This window comes from Shewanella sp. MR-4 (assembly GCF_000014685.1).
In the GTDB taxonomy this organism is placed as follows: domain Bacteria; phylum Pseudomonadota; class Gammaproteobacteria; order Enterobacterales; family Shewanellaceae; genus Shewanella.
In genome coordinates this window covers 4259810-4275985 of sequence record NC_008321.1, presented here as the reverse complement: position 1 = coordinate 4275985, position 16176 = coordinate 4259810, and the positions used below count along the sequence as shown (strand labels likewise).

At 50.1% G+C, this 16176-nt stretch carries 10 protein-coding genes, 1 rRNA gene and 1 pseudogene; 11 read left to right on the top strand and 1 reads right to left on the bottom strand.

Features of this window, described 5'->3' with window-relative positions; genetic code table 11:
- Position 1: 1 nt before the first annotated feature.
- The 8 genes from murD (at position 2) to lpxC (ending at position 9512) form a co-directional block, all read left to right on the top strand.
- Positions 2-1321 (top strand): UDP-N-acetylmuramoyl-L-alanine--D-glutamate ligase, encoded by a 1320-nt coding sequence (gene murD / locus SHEWMR4_RS18675; RefSeq protein WP_011624299.1) that lies wholly within the window; start codon positions 2-4, stop codon positions 1319-1321.
- Entirely contained in the window at positions 1311-2522 is a 1212-nt protein-coding gene (ftsW, locus tag SHEWMR4_RS18670) for a cell division protein FtsW (RefSeq protein ID WP_011624298.1), read from the top strand. The genes murD and ftsW overlap by 11 nt, the downstream gene beginning before the upstream one ends.
- Positions 2522-3610 (top strand): undecaprenyldiphospho-muramoylpentapeptide beta-N-acetylglucosaminyltransferase, encoded by a 1089-nt coding sequence (murG, locus tag SHEWMR4_RS18665; RefSeq protein ID WP_011624297.1) that lies wholly within the window; start codon positions 2522-2524, stop codon positions 3608-3610. The genes ftsW and murG overlap by 1 nt, the downstream gene beginning before the upstream one ends.
- 2 nt (positions 3611-3612) lie before the next feature.
- Complete coding sequence (murC, locus tag SHEWMR4_RS18660) at positions 3613-5079, top strand: UDP-N-acetylmuramate--L-alanine ligase (RefSeq protein WP_011624296.1); 1467 nt, start codon at positions 3613-3615, stop codon at positions 5077-5079.
- A 151-nt stretch (positions 5080-5230) separates the two neighbouring features.
- Positions 5231-5980, top strand: a complete 750-nt coding sequence (locus tag SHEWMR4_RS18655; protein WP_011624295.1) for a cell division protein FtsQ/DivIB — start codon at positions 5231-5233, stop codon at positions 5978-5980.
- On the top strand, positions 5961-7196 hold the full coding sequence (ftsA, locus tag SHEWMR4_RS18650; RefSeq protein WP_011073897.1) for a cell division protein FtsA: 1236 nt from the start codon (positions 5961-5963) through the stop codon (positions 7194-7196). Before SHEWMR4_RS18655 ends, ftsA begins: the two co-directional genes overlap by 20 nt.
- A 27-nt stretch (positions 7197-7223) precedes the next feature.
- Positions 7224-8411, top strand: a complete 1188-nt coding sequence (gene ftsZ / locus SHEWMR4_RS18645) for a cell division protein FtsZ (protein WP_011624294.1) — start codon at positions 7224-7226, stop codon at positions 8409-8411.
- Positions 8412-8591: 180 nt separating this feature from the next.
- Positions 8592-9512: a UDP-3-O-acyl-N-acetylglucosamine deacetylase gene (gene lpxC / locus SHEWMR4_RS18640; protein WP_011624293.1), complete on the top strand. Its 921-nt coding sequence runs from the start codon at positions 8592-8594 to the stop codon at positions 9510-9512.
- A 13-nt stretch (positions 9513-9525) separates the two neighbouring features.
- Here lpxC and SHEWMR4_RS18635 read toward each other — a convergent pair.
- Positions 9526-9973, bottom strand: a pseudogene (locus SHEWMR4_RS18635) (DUF721 domain-containing protein).
- Positions 9974-10000: 27 nt separating this feature from the next.
- Here SHEWMR4_RS18635 and SHEWMR4_RS18630 point away from each other — a divergent pair.
- From SHEWMR4_RS18630 to SHEWMR4_RS18620, 3 genes are all read left to right on the top strand, one after another.
- Complete coding sequence (locus SHEWMR4_RS18630) at positions 10001-10900, top strand: M23 family metallopeptidase (RefSeq protein WP_011624292.1); 900 nt, start codon at positions 10001-10003, stop codon at positions 10898-10900.
- Positions 10901-10960: 60 nt separating this feature from the next.
- The gene (gene secA, locus SHEWMR4_RS18625) at positions 10961-13687 is read left to right on the top strand and encodes a preprotein translocase subunit SecA (protein ID WP_011624291.1); all 2727 of its coding nucleotides are present in this window, start codon (positions 10961-10963) and stop codon (positions 13685-13687) included.
- A gap of 641 nt (positions 13688-14328) precedes the next feature.
- Positions 14329-15871: ribosomal RNA gene (locus SHEWMR4_RS18620) — 16S ribosomal RNA — on the top strand.
- The last annotated feature ends 305 nt before the right edge of the window (positions 15872-16176 follow it).

Below are 16176 nucleotides of genomic sequence, written 5' to 3'. Positions count from 1 at the left end.
CATGCAAAGTCAGTATTCACACATAGTGTTAGGTTTGGGTGCCACCGGGCTCTCGGTAGTGCGCTATTTGTGTGGAAAAGGGATCACACCCTTGGTGATGGATAGTCGTCGCCAACCTCCTGGTGCGGATACCCTTGCCAGCGCATTCCCTGAGGTGCAGCTGATTGCCGGCGGATTCGATTGCCGTTACTTAGTGCAAGCAAAGCAAATCATTATCAGCCCAGGCATTGCGATTGATACGCCTGAGGTTCGCGCTGCACTGGATATGGGGATTGAAGTCATTGGCGATGTGGAGCTATTTGCCCGTGAGATTGCCGACCGTAAACCTTGTGTGATTGGGATTACTGGCTCAAATGGCAAGTCGACCGTTACCACCTTAGTGGGTGAAATGCTGCGTGAAGCCGGCATGGCGGTGGCCGTGGGCGGCAATATTGGTATTCCGGCGCTCGATCTGCTGACGGAAAATGCCGATATTTTTGTGCTTGAGCTGTCGAGCTTCCAGCTCGAAACCACCCACAGCTTAAACTGCGTGGCGTCGACCTGTTTGAACGTGACCGAAGATCATATGGACAGATACAGCGATATGGATGCCTATCGCAAGGCCAAGCTGCGTCTGTACCATCAAAGCCGCTCCATCATCTTTAACCGTGATGATGCGCTGACTATCCCGACAGAGCCGATGAACCAAAACAGCTTTGGTTTAGCGCCGCCAGAGGGCGACGAGTGGGGCATTTGTGATAGCAAGATTTACCACGGTCACAGTGAAATTATGCCGATCACCGAAGTATCGCTGATTGGTAGTCATAACCATGCCAACTTACTCGCTGCCATGGCGCTGGTGTATGCCGTGGGCGTAGATAAGCAAGTCATGGCTAAAGTGGCTCGTACCTTTACTGGTCTTTCTCATCGCTGTGAAGTGGTCGGTGTAAAAGCGGGCGTGACCTATGTGAACGATTCGAAGGCGACCAATGTTGGCGCTACCGTCGCGGCGCTCGATGGGTTAAGCGACCACTTAGGTGACATTATTTTGATTGCTGGTGGTGATGGTAAGGGCGCGGATTTCAGTCCATTGGTCGAGCCGTTAACGAAAGTGACACACCTCATCACCTTAGGTCGCGATGGCAATAAGATAGCCGCATTGAAGGAAGGGGCCATTAAGGTGGACTCTATGGCTGCTGCGGTGGCTAAGGCCGCCGAGTTAGCCACCTCGGGCGATATCGTACTCCTATCGCCAGCCTGTGCGAGCCTTGATATGTACAGCAACTTTATGGCTCGTGGGGATGATTTTAGAAGCCAAGTGGAGCAACTCGATGGCGAGTGATGCAAGACAGCTCAGCCTGTTAGGGCGAGTGCTGAACGCACTGCCTAACTGGCAACGTGATAACGAGGTGCCGGGCGTGCAATTGTACGACCGGGCTTTGCTCACGGCCGTGCTGTCTTTGATTGGCTTTGGTTTTGTCATGGTCATGTCGGCCTCTATGCCTGAGGCGCAAACGCTGACGGGTAATCCCTTCCACTTTATGACCCGCCATGTGGGCTATCTGTTGGGATGTTTAGTGATTGCCGCTTTTGTGCTGAGGGTCGAGATGCAAACTTGGCAGCGGATGAGCCCCATCATGTTGCTAGGTGTGTTTTTGATGTTGCTGGCGGTGCTGGTTGTCGGAACCACAGTCAACGGTGCGACCCGTTGGTTATCCATAGGTCCCATCCGTATTCAGGTGGCCGAGGTCGCTAAGTTTGCGTTTTCTGTGTATATGGCGGGCTATCTGGTGCGTCGGCATCAGGAAGTGCGTGAAAATGCTAAGGGCTTCTATAAGCCGATTGCGGTATTTGCGATCTACGCGATTTTGATTTTGATGCAGCCCGACTTAGGTACCGTGGTGGTGTTATTCGTTGGCACCGTGGGGCTGTTGTTCCTCGCGGGGGCGCGTCTGCTCGACTTCTTCGCGCTGATCTTTGCCGGCATCTTAGCCTTCGTGGCGCTGGTATTGCTCGAGCCTTACCGTATGCGTCGGGTAACCTCGTTTTTAGATCCTTGGCAGGATCCGTTCGGCAGTGGTTATCAGTTAACGCAATCGCTGATGGCCTATGGTCGGGGTGATTGGTTTGGTCAGGGCCTAGGTAACAGTATTCAAAAGTTGGAGTACCTCCCTGAGGCACATACCGACTTTATCTTTGCCGTGATCGGTGAAGAGTTAGGTTTTATCGGCATTATCGCTGTGTTATCCGTGCTGCTGTTTGTGGCATTGAGGGCCATTCGCCTTGGTAACTTATGTTTAGTGATGGACAAAGCCTTCGAAGGTTATCTGGCCTATGCCATTGGAATTTGGATCTGTTTCCAGACCGTCGTTAATGTGGGCGCAAGCATTGGTATGTTACCAACTAAAGGGTTAACACTGCCCTTTGTGAGTTACGGCGGTAGTAGTCTATGGGTCATGACGGCGGCGGCAATGACATTGCTGCGCATCGATTATGAGCGGCGCATGAGTTTAGTTCAGGCCGTGCAAGGGAGATTGAAGTAATGACCGACGCGGGTAAACGTATTTTAGTCATGGCAGGCGGCACGGGCGGACATGTGTTCCCGGCGCTCGCGGTGGCAAAATATTTAGCGCAGCAAGGTTGGCAAGTACGTTGGTTAGGCACCGCCGACCGTATGGAGGCGCGCTTAGTGCCTCAGTATGGCTTCGATATCGATTTTATCGACATCAAGGGCGTGCGTGGCAATGGTTTAGTACGTAAATTGGCGGCGCCTTTTAAAGTGGTGCGCTCGATTCTGCAAGCCAAGGCCGTTATTGCCGAGTTCAAGCCCGATGTGGTGCTGGGCATGGGCGGATTCGCCAGTGGCCCGGGCGGTGTGGCGGCCAAATTGGCGGGCGTGCCCTTAGTGCTGCATGAGCAAAATGCCATTCCGGGAATGACCAACAAGTTACTCTCGCGAATTGCTAATCAAGTACTGTGCGCCTTTAAAAATACCTTCACTCAGGTAAAGGCCAAGGTGGTGGGTAATCCCATCCGTCGCGAGCTCATTGCTTTAGGTGCCGAACCTAAGCAAGCCGCAGATGATGCCTTAAAAGTCTTAGTGGTGGGCGGCAGTTTAGGCGCCAAAGTCTTTAACGACTTAATGCCAGAAGTGGTAGCCGCGCTGAGTAAGCAGCAGTCGATTACGGTTTGGCATCAAGTGGGTAAGGATAATCTGACGGGCGTTAAGTCGGCTTATCAACAGCAAGGACAGGATGGCGGCGTTAACGTTGCCGAATTTATTGATGACATGGAAGCCGCCTATCGCTGGGCGGATGTGGTATTGTGCCGTGCCGGCGCGCTGACGGTATCCGAGTTAGCGGCGGTGGGACTACCGAGTATTCTGGTGCCTTATCCCCATGCTGTGGATGATCATCAGACCCGTAACGCCCAAGTATTGGTTGAGGCTGGCGCCGCTTTCCTATTGCCGCAGGCCATCTTGGACGTGAATAAGCTGGTGAGTAAACTACAGTTACTCGCCAATGACAGAGCAGAATTAGCCCAAATGGGCCAAAGAGCGAGAGAGGTTGCCGTGTTGGATGCGACCGAGCAGGTGGCCCAAGTGTGTATCGCTCTCGCCGAGAAAGGATAGGTATGACTAAGACAGAAAGATACTTACAGCTAAGAAGTATGATCCCAGAAATGCGCCGGATTAAGCGTATTCATTTCGTCGGCATTGGCGGCGCGGGCATGGGCGGGATCGCTGAAGTATTAGTAAACGAAGGTTATGTCGTCAGTGGTTCTGACATCGCGCAAAATGCCGTGACCGACAGACTCTGTCTGCTGGGCGCGAAAATTCATATCGGCCATGGCGCCGATAACGTGCAGCAAGCCGATGTGGTTGTGGTCTCGACCGCGATTAATCCTGAGAACCCAGAGATTATTGCAGCTAAGGAATTGCGTATTCCCATCGTGCGCCGCGCCGAGATGTTGGCCGAGTTGATGCGTTATCGCCATGGTGTGGCGATTGCGGGAACTCACGGTAAAACCACGACCACCAGTTTGATTGCCAGTTTGTATGGTCAAGCGGGTCGCGATCCGACCTTTGTGATCGGTGGCTTGCTCAACAGCGCAGGCACTAACGCCCGCTTAGGAACGAGTCGTTATCTGATTGCCGAAGCCGACGAGAGTGATGCCAGCTTCCTGCACCTGCAACCTATGGTGAGCGTGGTGACGAATATCGAAGCAGACCACATGGATACCTACGGTGGGGATTTTGAAAAGCTCAAATCGACCTTCGTGGACTTTTTACATAACCTGCCATTCTATGGCGTAGCTGTGGTGTGTATCGACGATGCTGTCGTGCGCGAGATTATGCCGCGTATTGGTCGCCACATGATCACCTATGGCTTCAGTGATGATGCCGACGTGCAGGCGCTGAATTTCCAGCAGCAGGGTCACCAATGCCGCTTTACCGTCAGACGTAAAGGCAAGGAAGACTTAGATCTGCTGCTTAACCTGCCTGGTCAGCACAATGTATTAAATGCGCTCGCGGCGATTGCCGTGGCGACAGAAGATGAAATCGATGATAGCGCCATCATTCAAGCCTTGGCTGAATTCCAGGGTATTGGCCGTCGTTTCCAACACTTAGGTAAGTTCGCGACGCCAAAGGGCGAAGTGATGTTAGTGGACGACTATGGTCATCACCCCAGCGAAGTGGCGGCGACCATTAAAGCGGCGCGTGCTGGCTGGCCTGACAAACGCTTAGTGATGGCCTATCAGCCACACAGATACACTCGTACCCGTGACTTGTACGAAGACTTTATTGAAGTGTTATCTCAAGTGGATTGCTTGCTGTTACTCGAGGTGTATAGCGCGGGTGAAGCGCCGATCCCCGGTGCCGATGGCCGCGCACTGTGCCGCTCGATTCGTTTGCGCGGACAGTTAGATCCCATCTTTATCGCCAGCCCAGATCAGTTAGCCGAAGTGCTACCCGATGTGTTGCAGGAGGGGGATTTATTGTTGACCCAAGGTGCGGGTAATATAGGCGCCCTGTCGCGCCAGTTAGCCGCCTCTGAATTGGGCTTTAGCACTGCTGCGACAACCGAGGTAAAACCTTGATATATTGCGTGACAACTCGGGTTTAAAGGAAATTTTGACCCGAGGCTTTAGCTCTATATAATGGCCGATTTTCTGTGGTTTTTAGTAGTGTCGTTGAAAGGTGGAAACAAACGTGTCTTGGAGTGATAAGAGGCGACACTGGTGGGCGAGGATGTCACAGGTTAATTGGTACCTGTGGAGCGGAATTGGTTTTTTATGGTTAGTGATAAGTAGCTTTGTCTTTGGTGGCTACCAACTGCATAAATTTTTAAGTGATGCCAGCACGCTGCCCATTGAGGCGGTGGCCATCAAAGGTGAACGGACTTACACCACAGATAGAGATATACAAATTGCACTACAGGATTTAATGCAGCGGAGTTTTTTCAGCGCAGATATCACCTTAGTGCAACAGGCATTAGAAGCCTTACCTTGGGTGTATCGCGCGTCAGTGAGGCGTGAATGGCCAGCGAAACTCAGGGTGTATTTACAGGAGCAACAACCGGTCGCCCATTGGAATGGTACCGCTTGGCTCAATGTGCATGGTGAGGTGTTTGAAGCGCCATCACATCCTGAGCTAGAGCATCTGCCTTATTTATCTGGGCCAGATGATATGGGGACCGAAGTGTTAACCGCCTACGCGCAGGTTAACTCGCTACTGAAGATTAATGGCTTTACCTTGGCCAATTTGAGTTTGACGCCACGTCATGCGTGGCACGCGACACTGGGTAACGGTATTGTTTTAGACCTAGGTCGAGAAGATAAAATGGCAAGGATACAAAGGTTTATCACTGTTTATCCGTTACTGGCGAAACAAGATAAACCAATTGCCAGAGTGGATTTGCGCTACGACACTGGGTTGGCCGTAGGCTGGGGCGATGCACAAACAAGAGAGCCGATAATTAATGACCAAAAACCAAGATAGAAATCTGATCGTCGGATTGGACATAGGAACCTCTAAAGTCGCAGTGATCATAGGCGAAGTTCTGCCCGATGGCGAAATCAGCATAGTCGGCCTTGGTAACCACCCTTCAAGGGGCATGGATAAGGGTGGCGTTAACGATTTAGACTCCATCGTGCGCAGTGTGCAACGCGCGCTCGATCAAGCGGAATTAATGGCAGACTGCCAAGTATCATCGGTTTACCTGAGCATTTCCGGTAAACATATCGCCTGCCAAAACGAAAATGGCATGGTGTCGATTAACGATGAGGAAGTGACGCAGGAAGACGTCGACAACGTGATCCATACCGCTCGCTCGGTGAAGATCCCGACCGAACGTCGCATTCTGCATGTGTTACCACAGGAATATGCGATTGACGTACAAGACGGTATTCGCAGCCCTATCGGCATGTCAGGTATGCGGATGGAAGCCAAGGTACACATAGTGACCTGCGCCAATGATATGGCGAAGAACATCACTAAGAGTGTTGAACGCTGTGGCTTGAAGGTTGATGACTTAGTGTTCTCCGGCATTGCGTCGGCGGATGCGGTATTAACCTTCGATGAAAAAGACTTAGGTGTGTGTATCGTCGATATCGGCGGTGGCACGACGGATATCGCCGTGTACACCAATGGTGCACTGCGTCATTGCGCGGTTGTGCCCGTTGCGGGTAACCAAGTGACCAACGATATCGCGAAGATTTTCCGCACACCCTCGTCACATGCTGAACAAATTAAAGTGCAGTTCGCCTGTGCGCGCAGCTCCATGGTGAGCCGCGAAGACAGTATCGAAGTGCCTTCGGTTGGTGGTCGCCCATCGCGCAGCATGTCGCGCCACACTTTGGCCGAAGTGGTTGAGCCGAGATATCAAGAGCTGTTTGAGCTAGTGCTCAAGGAGCTGAAAGACAGTGGTTTAGAAGATCAAATCGCCGCAGGTATCGTGCTAACAGGCGGTACGGCGTCGATTCAAGGCGTGGTGGACATTGCGGAGGCAACCTTTGGGATGCCGGTACGCGTCGCCTCACCATTGCCAGTTAAAGGGTTATACGAATACGTGGATCAGTCTATTTACTCCACAGGGGTTGGATTGCTCCATTATGGTGCAAGACGGGTGCTTGAGCGTCAATTCGAGCGTCCTGAGCGTCAAGGGGTTACCAGTGCTTGGAATCGGGTCCAAAGCTGGTTTAAGGGTGAATTTTAATAACGCAGGCAACACGGAGATCAGACAATGTTTGAGATCATGGACACTCACTCAGACGACGCGGTGATTAAAGTCATCGGCGTTGGCGGCGGCGGCGGTAACGCTGTCGAACATATGGTCAAACACAACATTGAAGGTGTTGAGTTTGTCGTTACCAACACAGACGCACAGGCGCTACGTAAATCAGGCGCTGGCTCAACGATTCAATTAGGTCGCGATGTCACTAAAGGTCTTGGCGCTGGCGCCAACCCTGAAGTGGGTCGTGCTGCGGCTGAAGAAGACCGCGAAAACATTCGTGCAGCGATCAAAGGCTCAGACATGATCTTTATCGCAGCCGGTATGGGCGGTGGTACTGGTACAGGTGCTGCGCCAGTCGTTGCTCAAATCGCTCGCGAAGAAGGCATCTTAACGGTTGCCGTCGTGACTAAGCCTTTCCCTTTCGAAGGCAAGAAACGTATGGCTTATGCCGAGCAAGGTATCGCTGAGCTTGCTAAGCACGTGGATTCGTTAATCACTATCCCTAACGAAAAATTATTAAAAGTATTGGGCCGTGGTACGTCATTACTCGATGCGTTTGCCGCAGCGAATAACGTGTTACTCGGTGCAGTACAAGGTATTGCCGAGCTTATCACTCGTCCTGGTCTGATTAACGTCGACTTTGCGGACGTGAAAACCGTTATGTCCGAAATGGGTAATGCCATGATGGGTACCGGTGTTGCGCGTGGTGAAGACCGTGCGGAAGAAGCGGCCGAAGCGGCAGTTGCCAGCCCATTGTTAGAAGACATCGACTTAGCCGGTGCCCGTGGTGTGTTAGTTAACATTACCGCTGGTATGGACATGAGCATCGAAGAATTCGAAACCGTCGGTAACCATGTTAAAGCTTACGCTTCTGACAACGCGACCGTGGTTGTGGGTGCGGTGATCGACCCAGAAATGAGCGACGAGCTGCGTGTTACCGTGGTTGCTACTGGTATCGGTGCTGAAAAGCGTCCTGATATTCAACTGGTTTCTAAACCAGCACCACGTCCAGAGCCAGTTGTTGTGGAACCAAAAGTAGAAGCCTATGTCGAAGAAGCAACTCATGTGAGCTATGCGGCGCCAAAGGGTAACGTGTTACCTGCATCGCCAGCACCGGCTCCTGCGCCAGCACCTTCAACAAAGCATGAATTGGATTACTTGGATATCCCAGCGTTTTTACGTAAGCAAGCTGACTAAAACAGGTATTTGAGTCCAGCGTTTTGGGTGGTGTCTTGCTTAGCGAGGCAATACCATCCAATGACTACATTTGTATGACATGGTCAACTTATGTTACCATGTCGAACCTATGTGGTCGTTTTGCTGCCGCTGTGTGTGCAAATATTAGGCTTAATTATTGAAATCTAAACGGGTAACTGAATGATATTTCAACGAACTGTTCAAAAAATGGTGAAGGCTACTGGAGTCGGTTTGCACTCTGGGAACAAGGTCACCTTGAGCATTATGCCCGCACCAGTCAATACAGGGATCGTACTCGTGCGTACCGACATGAATCCTGCCGTTGCTATTCCTGCAAAGGCGGAACAAGTTCGCGAAACCACTATGTGCACGGCACTTGTCAATGACGAAGGTATTCGTATTTCGACTATTGAGCATCTGTTTGCAGCCTTAGCGGGTTTAGGCATTGATAACGCCGTAATCGAAGTGGACGCGCCTGAAATCCCAATTATGGATGGCAGTGCGAGCCCATTTGTCTTCTTACTTCAGTCTGCAGGTATTAAAGAGCAGGCTGCGCCTAAGAAGTACTTAAAGATTAAACGCCCTGTGCGTGTTGAAGACGGTGATAAGTGGGCCGAGCTGAAGCCATTCAAAGGCTTTAGAGTCAACTTCAAAATTGACTTTGCTCACCCTGAAATTGCTCGTAGTCAGCAGCACGTGGTGATGGACTTCTCTACTTCTGCTTTTGTTAAAGACATTAGCCGTGCCCGTACTTTTGGTTTTATGCGTGATATTGAGTATCTGCGTGCGAACAACCTAGCATTAGGTGGCAGCATGGAAAACGCGGTTGTACTTGATGAATATCGCGTCCTCAACCCCGACGGCCTGCGTTATGAGGATGAGTTCGTTAAGCACAAAATTTTAGATGCGTTTGGTGATCTCTACGTGGCAGGACACGCCATTCTTGGTGAGTTTACTGCCTATAAAACGGGTCATGCACTGAATAACCAATTAGTGCGAGCCTTATTGGCGCAGCAGGATGCATGGGAGCTGGTGAGCTTTGAGAAAGAAGCCGATGTTCCCGTCAGCTTTACTGTGCCAGGTGGCGCGGTTTACGCTTAATAGCGCTTGATCTTTACTTATTACGGCTGGCCAATGTGGCCAGCCGTTTTAGTTTTTCGCCTAGTGTCCCGCTCACATTTTCTGCAAGCGCAGCAATATGTTCTGCCGCAGCTGGACTGAGTTGCTTGTGCGCCTGTTTCGGCTTTGCGTCATACAATGCTAATCTCGGGTTGACTTTAACTTCAATTGCGGTAAGGATTGGGAGCGTTTCCTGCTTGAAGCTGCGCTAGTAGTTTCGGCTTTTGGAAATTAATTCGTGCGGCCCATGCTGCCGAAGTGGTTTCAACCACAAGAACACCCTGGCGGAAATTAGCGACTTTCAGCTGCTCCGCAACAGGACCTGCGACAATCTGCTTCACATGCTGATCCAGATATAAAAGTAGTTCCGCTTTCTCAGCTATATCGGGCAATGTGCCTGACAGATGTAGTAATTGGCTGAGATCCTGAGGGGGCTTTTTCATATGATAATAAGATGGCTGAATTAGGCTATGAGTGTAACAGTATTTATTCAAGGTCGGAATGGCGTCACGCGCTGGCAACCCAGTAAACGCTGGTTGCTCCTTCCCATGCTATTGTTGGCTACTGGTGCCGGTATTTATCAACACAACTCTGCTAAATTTGAAAATCAGCAAGCCAGTGTCGATAACGATCGGATCCAACGCGAACAACAAAAGAAGCAAGTCTTAGAACTAAAGAGTGCAACAGAGTCACAGCTAGCCATGCTTGCGACCCATGTCGCGCGCATGCAAGCTAAAATCACCCGTCTCGAGGCTTTAGGTCAACAAGTCGCTAAACAAAATAAATTGGATGAAGACTTTGATTTCTCCTCTGAAGTGGGTGTGGGTGGCTTGAGCGAATTAGGCTCGAATATCGAACTTGGTCAGCTTATCGATGATATGGATAAACTGGCGTCACGAATTGACAACAATAATGTTCAACTATCACTACTTGAAACAGTGTCATCTAACCACCATATAGATGCTGAACGTCATGTATCAGGGCTCCCACTCGATAAAGGTTGGTTATCGTCGCCCTACGGATTACGTAATGACCCTTTTAACGGTCGTCGAACCATGCATAAAGGGATCGATTTTACCGGTCGAGAAGGGGCTAAAGTTGTCGCGACTGCTGCAGGCGTGGTGACTTGGGCTGGGAATATGTTTGGCTATGGCGAATTGGTCGAAATCGACCATGGTAACGGTTTACGTACACGCTATGGTCATAATAAAGCTTTGTCAGTAGCTGTAGGTGATGTGGTCGCTAAAGGCGAAACCATCGCCAGTATGGGAAGCACTGGGCGCTCAACAGGGGCTCATGTGCATTATGAAGTGTTGCGTGGCGGACAGCAGATAGATCCACAGAAGTTTGTCTACCGCAAGGCAGGTTAATTGAAACATTGGCTTCTAGTTTCCATCATGGACTTGGCCTACAGAAAATAAGTGATTCAGATGTTTGGTAAATTACTGACAAAAGTATTTGGTAGTCGCAACGACCGTACCCTCAAAGGGTTACAAAAAGTAGTTAATAAGATTAATGCGCTTGAAGCCGATTATGAAAAATTAACCGATGAACAGCTTAAGGCGAAAACCGCCGAGTTCCGCGAGCGTTTAGCGGCCGGAGCTTCGTTAGAGAGCATTATGGCGGAAGCCTTCGCGACCGTGCGTGAAGCATCGAAGCGAGTGTTCGAGATGCGTCACTTCGACGTGCAGTTACTCGGTGGTATGGTGCTCGACAGTAACCGCATCGCTGAAATGCGTACCGGTGAAGGTAAAACCTTAACCGCAACTCTGCCAGCCTATTTAAATGCCTTAACTGGCAAAGGCGTTCACGTTATTACCGTCAACGATTACTTAGCCCGTCGTGACGCGGAAAATAACCGCCCACTGTTCGAATTCTTAGGCTTAACTGTCGGCATTAACGTTGCAGGTTTGGGCCAGCAAGCGAAAAAAGACGCCTACAACGCCGATATTACCTACGGTACCAACAACGAATTTGGTTTCGACTATCTGCGCGACAACATGGCGTTCTCGCCACAAGAGCGTGTTCAACGTCCATTGCACTATGCACTGATCGACGAAGTCGACTCAATCCTTATCGATGAAGCCCGTACGCCATTGATTATCTCTGGTGCCGCGGAAGATAGCTCTGAGCTATACATCAAGATCAACACGCTTATCCCGAATCTTATCCGTCAAGATAAAGAAGACTCTGAAGAGTACGTGGGTGAGGGTGATTACAGCATCGATGAAAAAGCCAAACAAGTGCACTTCACCGAGCGTGGCCAAGAGAAGGTTGAGAACCTATTGATTGAGCGCGGCATGTTAGCCGAAGGCGACTCTCTCTACTCTGCGGCGAACATTTCTCTGCTGCACCATGTGAACGCTGCGCTGCGTGCTCATACTCTGTTTGAACGCGATGTCGACTATATCGTTCAAGATGGCGAAGTGATCATCGTAGACGAACACACTGGTCGTACTATGCCTGGTCGTCGTTGGTCAGAAGGCTTACACCAAGCCGTTGAAGCCAAAGAAGGCGTGCGTATCCAAAACGAAAACCAAACGCTGGCATCGATTACCTTCCAAAACTACTTCCGTTTATATGAGAAGTTAGCGGGTATGACAGGTACAGCCGATACCGAGGCGTTCGAGTTCCAACACATCTATGGTTTAGATACTGTGGTTGTGCCTACGAACCGTCCAATGGTTCGTAAGGATATGGCCGATCTGGTTTACCTCACAGCCAATGAAAAATACCAAGCAATTATTAAAGACATTAAAGACTGCCGTGAACGTGGCCAGCCAGTATTGGTGGGTACGGTTTCCATCGAACAGTCTGAACTGTTAGCGCGTTTGATGGTGAAGGAGAAGATCCCACACCAAGTGCTTAACGCTAAGTTCCACGAAAAAGAAGCCGAAATTGTTGCTCAAGCGGGTCGTACTGGCGCCGTGACGATTGCGACTAACATGGCGGGTCGTGGTACCGACATCGTGTTAGGTGGCAACTGGAATATGGAAATCGAAGCCCTCGAGAATCCAACAGCAGAGCAAAAAGCTAAAATCAAGGCTGACTGGCAAGAGCGCCACGATGCCGTGGTCGCCGCTGGTGGTTTACACATCTTAGGTACTGAGCGCCACGAATCTCGCCGTATCGATAACCAGCTACGTGGTCGTGCGGGTCGTCAAGGTGACGCGGGTTCTTCACGTTTCTACCTTTCTATGGAAGATAGCTTAATGCGCATCTTCGCCTCGGATCGTGTCTCTGGCATGATGAAGAAACTGGGCATGGAAGAAGGCGAAGCAATCGAGCATCCATGGGTTTCCCGTGCGATTGAAAATGCTCAGCGTAAAGTGGAAGCGCGTAACTTTGATATTCGTAAGCAACTGCTCGAATTTGACGACGTCGCAAACGACCAACGTCAAGTGGTTTACGCACAGCGTAACGAGTTGATGGATGCCGAAAGTATCGAAGACACCATCAAGAACATCCAAGACGATGTGATCAGTGCGGTGATCGATCAATACATTCCACCTCAATCAGTGGAAGAGTTATGGGATGTGCCAGGATTAGAGCAACGTTTACAGCAAGAATTTATGCTAAAACTGCCAATCCAAGAATGGCTAGATAAAGAAGACGACTTACACGAAGAAACATTGCGTGAGCGTATCATCACTTCTTGGTCTGATGCGTATAAAGCAAAAGAAGAAATGGTCGGTGCACCAGTACTGCGCCAGTTTGAAAAAGCCGTGATGCTACAAACCCTCGATGGTCTATGGAAAGAACACTTAGCGGCAATGGATCACTTACGCCAAGGTATCCACTTACGTGGTTACGCGCAGAAGAATCCAAAGCAAGAATATAAGCGCGAGTCTTTCGAGCTGTTCCAGCAATTACTGTCGACCTTAAAGCATGACGTCATTAGTGTGCTATCTAAGGTACAAGTACAAGCACAGTCAGACGTAGAAGAGATGGAAGCTCGTCGTCGTGAAGAAGATGCCAAGATCCAACGCGACTATCAGCACGCAGCTGCCGAAGCCTTAGTAGGTGGGGATGATGGTAGCGACGAGATGATGGCTCACACGCCAATGATCCGCGATGGCGATAAAGTGGGTCGTAACGATCCTTGTCCTTGTGGCTCAGGCCGTAAGTATAAGCAGTGTCACGGCAAGCTAAGCTAATTCAATACGCGAAGTCATTTTTTAAAAGGCGACTGTAATAGTCGCCTTTTTCATACCTGCTGCTTTATAAGTGCTTTAACTCTTCACCGACCATAAAACCCTCGGCTATAAATCCTAACGTGTGCCGCTGCACTAAAATTAACAGCTTTTGTCTTTTTTGTGGATAAGTTTGAGGATAAATAGTGGGTATTTTGTGACTAACTGAAACTATTGAAAAAAGATCAAAAAAACCGAAAAAAGCCCTTGCGTAAAAAGTTCTGCTGCCTATAATGCGCAACCACTGACACGGCAGACAGCGATACGCAGTTTCAAGTGCCAATTCATCGAGTGATTCACTCCTCGATGAGCGAAAAGAAAGTTGCAAAAACTACTTGACGCAAAAACGGGAATGCGTAGAATACGCAGCCCTGACCCGCTGAAATCACTTGCGATAATGCGATGGTCAACGCTCTTTAACAATTTATCAAGCAAATCTGTGTGGACACTCACAGGTGTTGAGTTAATCGAAATTACTCTGCCGTTTGGCGAGTAATCAAAGAATTAAATCAATGAATGAGTGTTCATAGCAATATGTACAACGACTTATTAAGTTAAGTCGATTCAGAATTCATTGAGTCGAATCTTCGGATTCACAAAACTTTTAATTGAAGAGTTTGATCATGGCTCAGATTGAACGCTGGCGGCAGGCCTAACACATGCAAGTCGAGCGGCAGCACAAGGGAGTTTACTCCTGAGGTGGCGAGCGGCGGACGGGTGAGTAATGCCTAGGGATCTGCCCAGTCGAGGGGGATAACAGTTGGAAACGACTGCTAATACCGCATACGCCCTACGGGGGAAAGGAGGGGACCTTCGGGCCTTCCGCGATTGGATGAACCTAGGTGGGATTAGCTAGTTGGTGAGGTAATGGCTCACCAAGGCGACGATCCCTAGCTGTTCTGAGAGGATGATCAGCCACACTGGGACTGAGACACGGCCCAGACTCCTACGGGAGGCAGCAGTGGGGAATATTGCACAATGGGGGAAACCCTGATGCAGCCATGCCGCGTGTGTGAAGAAGGCCTTCGGGTTGTAAAGCACTTTCAGTAGGGAGGAAAGGGTAAGTCTTAATACGGCTTATCTGTGACGTTACCTACAGAAGAAGGACCGGCTAACTCCGTGCCAGCAGCCGCGGTAATACGGAGGGTCCAAGCGTTAATCGGAATTACTGGGCGTAAAGCGTGCGCAGGCGGTTTGTTAAGCGAGATGTGAAAGCCCCGGGCTCAACCTGGGAATTGCATTTCGAACTGGCAAACTAGAGTCTTGTAGAGGGGGGTAGAATTCCAGGTGTAGCGGTGAAATGCGTAGAGATCTGGAGGAATACCGGTGGCGAAGGCGGCCCCCTGGACAAAGACTGACGCTCAGGCACGAAAGCGTGGGGAGCAAACAGGATTAGATACCCTGGTAGTCCACGCCGTAAACGATGTCTACTCGGAGTTTGGTGTCTTGAACACTGGGCTCTCAAGCTAACGCATTAAGTAGACCGCCTGGGGAGTACGGCCGCAAGGTTAAAACTCAAATGAATTGACGGGGGCCCGCACAAGCGGTGGAGCATGTGGTTTAATTCGATGCAACGCGAAGAACCTTACCTACTCTTGACATCCAGAGAATTCGCTAGAGATAGCTTAGTGCCTTCGGGAACTCTGAGACAGGTGCTGCATGGCTGTCGTCAGCTCGTGTTGTGAAATGTTGGGTTAAGTCCCGCAACGAGCGCAACCCCTATCCTTATTTGCCAGCGCGTAATGGCGGGAACTCTAGGGAGACTGCCGGTGATAAACCGGAGGAAGGTGGGGACGACGTCAAGTCATCATGGCCCTTACGAGTAGGGCTACACACGTGCTACAATGGCGAGTACAGAGGGTTGCAAAGCCGCGAGGTGGAGCTAATCTCACAAAGCTCGTCGTAGTCCGGATTGGAGTCTGCAACTCGACTCCATGAAGTCGGAATCGCTAGTAATCGTGGATCAGAATGCCACGGTGAATACGTTCCCGGGCCTTGTACACACCGCCCGTCACACCATGGGAGTGGGCTGCAAAAGAAGTGGGTAGCTTAACCTTCGGGAGGGCGCTCACCACTTTGTGGTTCATGACTGGGGTGAAGTCGTAACAAGGTAGCCCTAGGGGAACCTGGGGCTGGATCACCTCCTTACCTATACGACTAACTCGATGTTTGTTGAGTGTTCACACAGATGGCTTGTTGAACTTCTCGAAAGAGGAGGGAGAGCGAAATGCGCCGCGTGCCGGTAAGCATTGTTCTTTAACAATTTGGAAAGCTGATAGTAATTAATGCAATGATGTCTGTCGTTGTGTTAATACGAAAAAATTGAGTTCTTAAAACACTTTTTAAGTGTCTTGAATATTCAAGTCTAAGGCGAGTCCATCTTCTTGGTCGAAGATGAGACAAGTAAAACCAGCTGGTCGCAACGACGCAAGTGATGTGAAACTCATTTGGGT